This window comes from Pseudomonas edaphica (assembly GCF_005863185.1).
GTDB lineage: Bacteria > Pseudomonadota > Gammaproteobacteria > Pseudomonadales > Pseudomonadaceae > Aquipseudomonas > Aquipseudomonas edaphica.
On sequence record NZ_VBVZ01000257.1, the window covers coordinates 1 to 8335 of the forward strand.

The 8335-nt window shown below is 64.8% G+C and carries 6 protein-coding genes; all 6 read left to right on the forward strand.

The window, feature by feature from the left end:
* A partial coding sequence (locus tag FEM54_RS17590) for a LexA family protein (protein WP_276614623.1) occupies positions 1 to 306 on the forward strand: 306 nt, incomplete at its 5' end.
* Positions 306 to 920 (forward strand): translesion DNA synthesis-associated protein ImuA, encoded by a 615-nt coding sequence (imuA, locus tag FEM54_RS17595; RefSeq protein ID WP_017135401.1) that lies wholly within the window; start codon positions 306 to 308, stop codon positions 918 to 920. The genes FEM54_RS17590 and imuA, both read left to right, overlap by 1 nt.
* 7 nt (positions 921 to 927) lie before the next feature.
* On the forward strand, positions 928 to 2340 hold the full coding sequence (locus tag FEM54_RS17600; protein WP_099548154.1) for a Y-family DNA polymerase: 1413 nt from the start codon (positions 928 to 930) through the stop codon (positions 2338 to 2340).
* A complete protein-coding gene (locus FEM54_RS17605; RefSeq protein WP_138452169.1) occupies positions 2337 to 5408 on the forward strand; it encodes an error-prone DNA polymerase in 3072 nt (1023 codons plus the stop codon). The genes FEM54_RS17600 and FEM54_RS17605 overlap by 4 nt, the downstream gene beginning before the upstream one ends.
* Before the next feature lie 110 nt (positions 5409 to 5518).
* Positions 5519 to 7231: an ATP-binding protein gene (locus FEM54_RS17610; RefSeq protein WP_099548156.1), complete on the forward strand. Its 1713-nt coding sequence runs from the start codon at positions 5519 to 5521 to the stop codon at positions 7229 to 7231.
* Positions 7228 to 8335: excinuclease ABC subunit UvrA (locus FEM54_RS17615; RefSeq protein WP_477749735.1), on the forward strand; the 1108-nt coding region annotated here is incomplete at its 3' end. The genes FEM54_RS17610 and FEM54_RS17615, both read left to right, overlap by 4 nt.

The following is an 8335-nucleotide window of genomic DNA, read 5'->3' on the forward strand; positions in this document are numbered from 1 at the left end:
CTGCAACTCGACCCCGCCACTTTCGCCAAAACCCCGGATTACCTGCTGCGTGTGCAGGGCGATTCGATGATCGAAGACGGCATCCTCGACGGCGACCTGGTGGGCGTGCGCCGCAGCGCCGAAGCCTTGAACGGGCAGATTGTGGTGGCGCGCCTGGACGGCGAAGTCACCATTAAACGCTTTGAGCGCCACGGCGAGCAGGTGCGCCTGCTGCCGCGCAACCCCGCGTATCAACCGATTGTGGTCGGGCCGGATCAGGACCTGGCCATCGAAGGGGTGTTCTGCGGCCTGGTGAGGCAAGGTTGATGGGCGCCGTCGTTGCTCTGGATACGCTGTTCAATGGCGGCCGCGTCTGGAAAGGCCGGCCCGCCGTGCCACCGGCCAGCGTGCACCCCACTGGGCTGGCGGCGCTGGACGCGGTGTTGCCCACGGGCGGTTGGCCGGAGTCGGCGCTGAGTGAAATCCTGATGGCGAAGGAGGGCGTTGGCGAGCTGCAATTGGTGTTGCCAACCCTGGCCCGCTTATCAACGGCGGGCGAGCGGATTGTGCTGGTGGCGCCGCCCTACACGCCGTACCCCCACGCCTGGCAGAACGCCGGGGTGGATTTGCGCCAGCTTTCGGTGATCCAGGCCGAGGCGCGCGACGTGTTGTGGGCGGTGGAGCAGTGCCTGCGTTCGGGCAGTTGCGGCGCGGTGCTGTGCTGGCCGCGCAAGGCCGACGACCGCGCCTTGCGGCGCTTGCAGGTGGCGGCCGAGACCGGGCAAACCCTGGCGTTTGCCTGGCGCGCTTTGAGCGAGGCGGTCAATTCATCGCCCGCCGCCTTGCGCCTGGCCGTCGAGGCAAAACCTGCGCAAGTGCGGGTGCTCAAGTGCCGGGGCGGCTTGGCCCACCCGGCGCCGATAGCACTGGCGGGGCACTGAGGTTGCCATGCGCTGGGTGTGTATTGTCTTCCCGCAATTGGCGCTGGACGGGGTGCAGCGTGTGCACCCTGAGCCGGATCAACCGTTGGTACTGCTGGCCGGCACACCGCAGCGCCGCGTGCTGCAAACCGTCAATGCCGCCGCCCGCGCCTTGGGCCTGCGACCTGGTCAATCGCTGACGGCCGCGCATGCCCTGGCCAAAACCTTTGCCAGCGCCGAATACGACCCCGCCGAAATCGAGCGCTGGCAGCAGTTCCTCGCCGCCTGGGCCTACCGTTTCAGCTCCCAGGTCAGCGTGTATTACCCGCGTGCGTTGCTGTTCGAGATCGAGTCGAGCCTGGGCCTGTTCGGGCCGTGGCCGCAGTTTGAGGCGCGCTTGCGCCAGGAGTTGACCGAATTGGGCTTTCGCCACCGTATCGTCGCCGCGCCGAACCCGGCGGCGGCGCGGGTGCTGGCGAATATTTATGATGGTTTGGCGATCGGCGAGGACGCCTTGCAGCAGGCTCTGGCGCCACTGCCTATCGACCGCGCCGGTCTTGACCCGCAGGCGGCCACGGCCTTGTCGCGTATGGGCTTGCGTACCTTGGCCCAGGTGCAGGCGTTGCCTCGGCACACCCTGGCGCGACGCTTTGACGCCGGCTTGCTCAAGCACCTGGATGCCCTGAGCGGGCAGCGCCCACTGGCCCTGGCGTTTTACCAGCCGCCGGATCAGTTCGACGTGCGCATCGAGCTGAATTTCGACGTGCAGTCACACCAGGCGCTGCTGTTCCCGTTACGGCGCCTGACCGGTGACTTGTCCGCCTTCCTCTGCGGGCGCGACAGTGGCGTGCAACGTTTCGACTTGCACCTGGAACACGCCCAGGCGCCCGACAGTGTGATCAAGGTCGGCCTGCTCAGTGCCGAGCGCGAACCGTCGATGCTGTTCGAACTGGCCCGTGGCCGCCTGGAACAGGTGCAAGTCACCTCTCCGGTGCGCGGGTTCCGCCTGGTGGCCCAGGACCTGCCGGTGTTTGTGCCGCAACGCCAGGACCTGTTCGACGATCGCCCGCAACAAACCTTGCCTTGGGAGCAACTGCGCGAACGCTTGCGCGCACGGCTTGGCGATGAGGCCGTACAAAGCCTGCGCTTTCACGCCGACCACCGCCCCGAATGTGCCTGGCAGGCGAGCGCCGACAGCCGTGCGTGCCCGACCTTGCACAAAGTGCAGCGCCCCGGCTGGTTGCTGACTGAACCGACCTTGCTGGCCGAGCAGGGCGTGCAGATCCTGATGGGCCCGGAACGCATCGAATCCGGCTGGTGGGACGGCGCCGATATCCGCCGCGACTATTACCTGATCCGCACCCGTGCCGGCCAGCAAGGCTGGGCCTATCGCTGTGTGGGGCAGAACGACGGGCTGTGGCTGCAAGGCTGGTTCGCATGAGCTATGCCGAGCTGCATTGCCTGTCCAATTTCAGTTTCCAGCGCGGCGCGTCCAGTGCGCTGGAGCTGTTCGAACGTGCCAAGCGCCAAGGCTACAGCGCCCTGGCGATCACCGACGAATGCACCTTGGCGGGCATCGTGCGAGCCTGGCAGGCGGCGAAGGCGGTGGATTTGCCGCTGATTATCGGCAGCGAAGTGCGCATCGAAAACGGCCCGAAACTGGTGTTGCTGGTCGAAGATCTCAGCGGCTATCAACACCTGTGCCGCCTGATCACCCTGGCTCGCCGCCGCGCCGAAAAAGGCCGTTACCGCCTGCTGCACGCCGACTTCGAACAACCGATGCCCGGCCTGCTGGCGCTGTGGGTGGCCGAAGACAACGACACCCAGGCCACCCTCCAATGGCTGCAACACACCTTCGCCGAACGCCTGTGGCTGGCGGTGCACCTGCACTGCGGCCAGGACGATGCGCGCCATTTGCAGCAGCGCCTGGCCCTGGCCGCCAGCCTGCAGATCCCGGCGGTGGCCTGCGGCGATGTACACATGCATGCGCGCGGGCGCCGGGCCTTGCAAGACACCATGACCGCGATCCGTCATCACGTGCCGGTGGCCGAAGCCGGCACGCGCCTGCACCCCAATGGCGAGCGGCATTTACGCAGCCTCGACGCGCTGGCAGCGTTGTACCCGCAAGCGCTGCGTGATGAAACCCTGGCCATCGCGAAACGTTGCACCTTTGATCTCAGCCAGTTGCGCTACCACTACCCACGCGAACTGGTGCCCGCCGGCCATGATGCCCAATCCTGGCTGCGCACCGTGACCGAGGAAGGCATTGCCCAGCGCTGGCCACACGGTGTTGACGCCAAGACCTTGCAGCAGATCAACAAGGAATTGCAGTTGATCAGCGACCTCGGTTACGAAAGCTACTTCCTGACGGTGCACGACATCGTGCGCTTCGCCCGCAGCCGTTCGATCCTGTGCCAGGGCCGTGGCTCGGCCGCCAACTCGGCGGTGTGTTTTGCCTTGGGCATCACCGAAATCGACCCAAGCCTGACGGATATGCTGTTCGAACGCTTCCTGTCCAAGGAGCGCAATGAACCGCCGGATATCGATGTGGACTTCGAACATGAACGCCGCGAGGAAGTGCTGCAGTACGTGTTCCAACGCTACGGCCGCACCCGCGCGGCGTTGACGGCGGTGGTCAGCAGTTATCACGCATCCGGCGCGGTGCGTGATGTGGCCAAGGCCCTCGGTTTGCCGCCGGACCAGATCAACGCGCTGGCCGACTGTTGCGGACGCTGGAGTGAAGATGCGCCGCCGCTTGCGCGCCTGCGCGAAGGCGGCTTCGACCCGCAAAGCCCGATCCTGCGGCGTGTGCTGACATTGACTCAACAACTGATCGGTTTTCCCCGGCACTTGTCCCAGCACCCTGGCGGTTTTGTGATTTCCGAATACCCGCTGGACACCCTGGTGCCGGTGGAAAATGCCGCCATGGCCGAGCGCACCATTATCCAGTGGGACAAGGATGACCTCGACGCCGTGGGCCTGCTCAAGGTGGATATCCTCGCGTTGGGCATGCTCAGCGCGATCCGCCGCTGCTTCGACTTGCTGCGCCGCCATCGCAATCGCGATATGTCTCTGGCAGGCATACCCAAAGAAGACCCGGCCACCTACGCAATGATCAGCAAGGCCGACACCATCGGCGTGTTCCAGATCGAGTCGCGGGCACAGATGTCGATGCTGCCCAGGCTCAAGCCGCAGAACTTCTATGACCTGGTGATTGAGGTGGCGATTGTGCGGCCTGGGCCGATCCAGGGCGGCATGGTGCATCCGTACCTGCGGCGCCGGAATAACGAAGAGCCCACCACTTATCCATCGCCGGAACTTGAGGCGGTGCTGAAGCGCACCTTGGGCGTGCCGCTGTTCCAGGAACAGGTGATGCAGATCGCCATGGTTGCCGCCGACTATGGCCCCGGCGAAGCCGACCAGTTGCGCCGTTCCATGGCCGCCTGGAAACGCCACGGTGGCCTGGAACCGCATCAGCAGCGTCTGCGCACCGGCATGCTCAAGAACGGCTACAGCGAGGAATTTGCCGCGCAGATTTTCGAGCAGATCAAAGGCTTTGGCAGCTATGGCTTCCCCGAGTCCCATGCGGCCAGTTTTGCCTTGCTGACCTACGCCAGTTGCTGGCTCAAGTGCCATGAACCGGCGGCGTTCGCCTGTGCCTTGATCAACAGCTGGCCCATGGGTTTCTACAGCCCGGACCAGATCCTGCAGGATGCGCGGCGCCATCGCTTGCAGATCCGCCCGGTGGATGTGCTGGCCAGTGACTGGGATTGCAGCCTGGAGCCTGTCGACGGCCAGCAACCGGCGATTCGCCTGGGGTTGCGCATGATCTCGGGGTTTCGTGAGGAGGATGGACGGCGCATCGAGGCGGCGCGCCAGCGTCGTGTGTTCAGTGACATTGCCGACCTGGACGACCGCGCCGGCCTGGATGCGCGGGCCCAGGCGTTGCTGGCGGATGCCGGGGCCTTGCGTGCGCTGGCGGGCAACCGGCACCGGGCACGCTGGGAAGTGGCAGGCGTGCATAAACAGCTGGGGTTGTTCGCGGGCCTGCCGAGCCCCGACGAAGCGGCGGTGCAATTGCCGGCGCCGACGGTTGGCGAAGACTTGCAGGCTGATTACGCCACGGTTGGCACCACCCTCGGCCCGCACCCGCTGGCGTTGCTGCGTGATGAGTTGCGTAGACGCCGCTGCCGCAGCTCTTTGGAGCTGATGGCGGTGGAGCATGGGCGCAATGTCAGCGTCGCCGGTCTGGTGACCGGGCGCCAGCGCCCTGGCACCGCCAGCGGCGTGACCTTTGTGACGCTGGAAGATGAATTCGGCAACCTCAATGTGGTGGTGTGGCGCGACCTGGCAGAACGCCAGCGCCTGGCGCTGGTCGGCTCGCGGCTGCTCAAAGTCGACGGGCGCTGGGAGGCAGTGGGCGAGGTGCGGCACCTGATTGCCGGGCGTCTTACCGACCTGACGCCGCTGCTGGAAGGCATTCATGTGCGCAGCCGGGATTTTCATTGAGGGCAGTGGTTTTTGTCGCCATTACCTCCTAACTTATAACAAGTGAAACCATCCGCCGCTGGCGCGCTCCAAAACGTTGCAAATACCCCCTCTTTGCACAGAGCCAACCGATGCAATTTTTATCCAACCCCTATGGCTGTGAAGGCTGGTCCGGTGAAATGGCCCAGCGTATCCGTGCTTTCGATTGGTCCGCCACGGATCTTGGCCCGATTGACACCTGGAGCGCCAGCCTGGCCTGCAACGTGCAGATGATGCTGGCCTCGCCCGTGCCGATGGTGATGCTGTGGGGGCGGGCGGGCTACATGATCTACAACGACAGCTATTCGGTGTTTGCCGGCGGCCGGCATCCGTACTTGCTCGGCACGCCGGTGGAGCTGGGCTGGCCGGAGGTGGCCGAGTTCAATCGCCACGTGGTCGACACCTGCCTGGCGGGCGGCACCTTGACGTTTAACAACAAAGACCTGGTGTTGTTGCGTAACGGCAAGCCGGAAACCGTCTGGCTGGACCTCTATTACAGCCCCGTCGCCGGGGACAATCAGCAGCCAGCCGGGGTGTTGGCGATTGTGGTGGAAACCACCGAGCACGTGCATTCCGAGCGCCTGCGCCAGGAACTCACCCATAACCTGGAGCAACGCGTCGCCGCCGAAGTGCAAGCGCGTTCCGCCGCCGAAGATCAGTTGCGCCAATCCCAGAAGCTTGAAGCCATCGGCGGCCTGACCGGCGGCGTGGCCCATGACTTCAATAACCTGCTGCAAGTGATCGCCGGCAACCTGCACCTGCTGGCCCGGAATGAGCCGGACAACCCCCAGGTGCAGCGCCGGGTCACGGCGGCCATCGCGGCGGTGGAGCGCGGCGCCAAGCTGTCCTCGCAACTGTTGGCGTTTGCGCGTCGCCAGCCGTTGTCGCCAGCGGTGTACAACCCGCAACGCATCTACGCCGGTTTAGGCGAACTGCTGCAACGGGCGTTGGGTGAGACCATTCATATCGACGTGCAACTGCCCCAGGATTCCTGGTGCATCAATGTCGACCGCAACCAATTGGAAAACGCGCTGCTCAACCTGGCGATCAATGCCCGCGATGCCATGCAAGGCGAAGGCGTGATTCGCATCAGCGGCGAAAATATCATCCTCAACCCGGGCGATTGCATCGGTAAAAGCATCAAGCCCGGTGAATACGTGCGTTTGGCAGTGACCGACACCGGTGTCGGCATGCCCCAGGAGGTGCTCAAGCGTGCGTTCGAGCCGTTCTTCACCACCAAGCGCGAAGGGCACGGCACCGGCCTGGGCCTGAGCATGGTGTTCGGGTTTGTGCGCCAAAGCGGCGGGCATGTGGAGGTGTGGAGCGAGGAGGGCAAAGGCTCGGTAGTGCAGATGTATTTCCCCCACAGCCTGGAACCCGAATGTGGTGAGGTCGACACCGAGCAGGCGACTCACAGCGGCGGCCAGGAAACCATCCTGGTGGTCGAGGACAACGAAGGCGTGCGCCTGACCGTGGTCGAGTTGCTGCAGCAATCGGGCTACACGGTACTGACCGCCGAAGACGGCGACCGGGCCATGCAAACCCTGCAAAACGGCGTGCAGCCGGACCTGATCTTTACCGACGTGGTGATGCCCGGCCGGGTCAAAAGCACCGACCTGGCCGACTGGGCGCGCGTGCAGCACCCGCCGGTGGCGGTGCTGTTCACCTCCGGGCACACCCGCGACATTCTTTCCAGCAATCATTTGCTGAGCTCCGACATTCATCTGCTGAGCAAGCCCTACAGCCCCGAAGCACTCACGCAACGGGTGCGCAGCGTGCTCACCGCCAGACAAGGTTGCCCATGACGTCACAGCGCAACATCCCCCCGATCACCGCCCAGCGCCCAGGCTTTGTACGCGTGCGCGGCGCCCGCGAACACAACCTGCGTAACGTCGATGTAGACATTCCCCGGGATGCCCTGGTGGTATTTACCGGCGTTTCGGGTTCGGGCAAATCATCCCTGGCGTTTTCCACGGTGTATGCCGAGGCTCAGCGCCGCTATTTCGAATCGGTGGCGCCCTATGCGCGGCGCCTGATTGACCAGGTCGGCGTACCCGATGTGGACGCTATCGAAGGCTTGCCCCCGGCCGTGGCCCTGCAACAGCAGCGCGGCACGCCGAGTGCACGCTCGTCGGTGGGCAGCGTCACCACCTTGTCGAGCCTGATCCGCATGCTGTATTCGCGCGCCGGCAGTTATCCGCCGGGGCAGGCGATGCTGTATGCCGAGGACTTCTCACCGAACCTGCCCCAGGGCGCCTGCCCGCACTGCCACGGTTTGGGCCGCGTGTATGAGGTGACCGAGGCGCTGATGGTGCCGGATCCGTCCTTGACCATTCGCCAGCGTGCGGTGGCGTCCTGGCCCTTGGCGTGGCAGGGGCAGAACCTGCGCGACATCCTTGTGACCCTGGGCTATGACGTGGACATCCCGTGGCGCGACCTGCCGAAAAAGCAGCGCGACTGGATTCTGTTTACCGAAGAAACCCCGACCGTGCCGGTGTACGCAGGCTTCACCCCACAGCAAACCCGCGACGCGTTGAAACGCAAGCTGGAGCCGAGCTACCAGGGCACGTTCAGCGGTGCGCGGCGCTATATCCTGCACACCTTCAGCCATACCCAAAGCGCACTGATGAAAAAGCGCGTGTCGCAGTTCATGCAGGGCAGTGCGTGCCCGGCGTGCGAGGGCAAGCGGCTGAACAAGGCGGCGCTGTCGGTGAAGTTTGCCGGGGTGGACATCGGCGAGCTGTCGCAACTGTCGCTGGCGCAGTTGGCCGAGCTGCTGCGCCCGGTGGCGGCGGGGCAGGACAAAATGAAGCTGTCGGTGGAAAAGCGCCTTGCCGCTCAGCGTATCGCCCAGGACTTGCTGGAGCGGGTCAGCACCCTCACCGAGTTGGGCCTGGGCTATCTGTCCC

Excerpts from the sequence above, each read along its gene's own strand:
- FEM54_RS17600 (WP_099548154.1), top strand. The coding sequence starts at position 928 with ATGCGCTGGGTGTGTATTGTCTTCCCGCAATTGGCGCTGGACGGGGTG.
- imuA (WP_017135401.1), top strand. The coding sequence starts at position 306 with ATGGGCGCCGTCGTTGCTCTGGATACGCTGTTCAATGGCGGCCGCGTC.
- FEM54_RS17610 (WP_099548156.1), top strand. The coding sequence starts at position 5,519 with ATGCAATTTTTATCCAACCCCTATGGCTGTGAAGGCTGGTCCGGTGAA.
- FEM54_RS17605 (WP_138452169.1), top strand. The coding sequence starts at position 2,337 with ATGAGCTATGCCGAGCTGCATTGCCTGTCCAATTTCAGTTTCCAGCGC.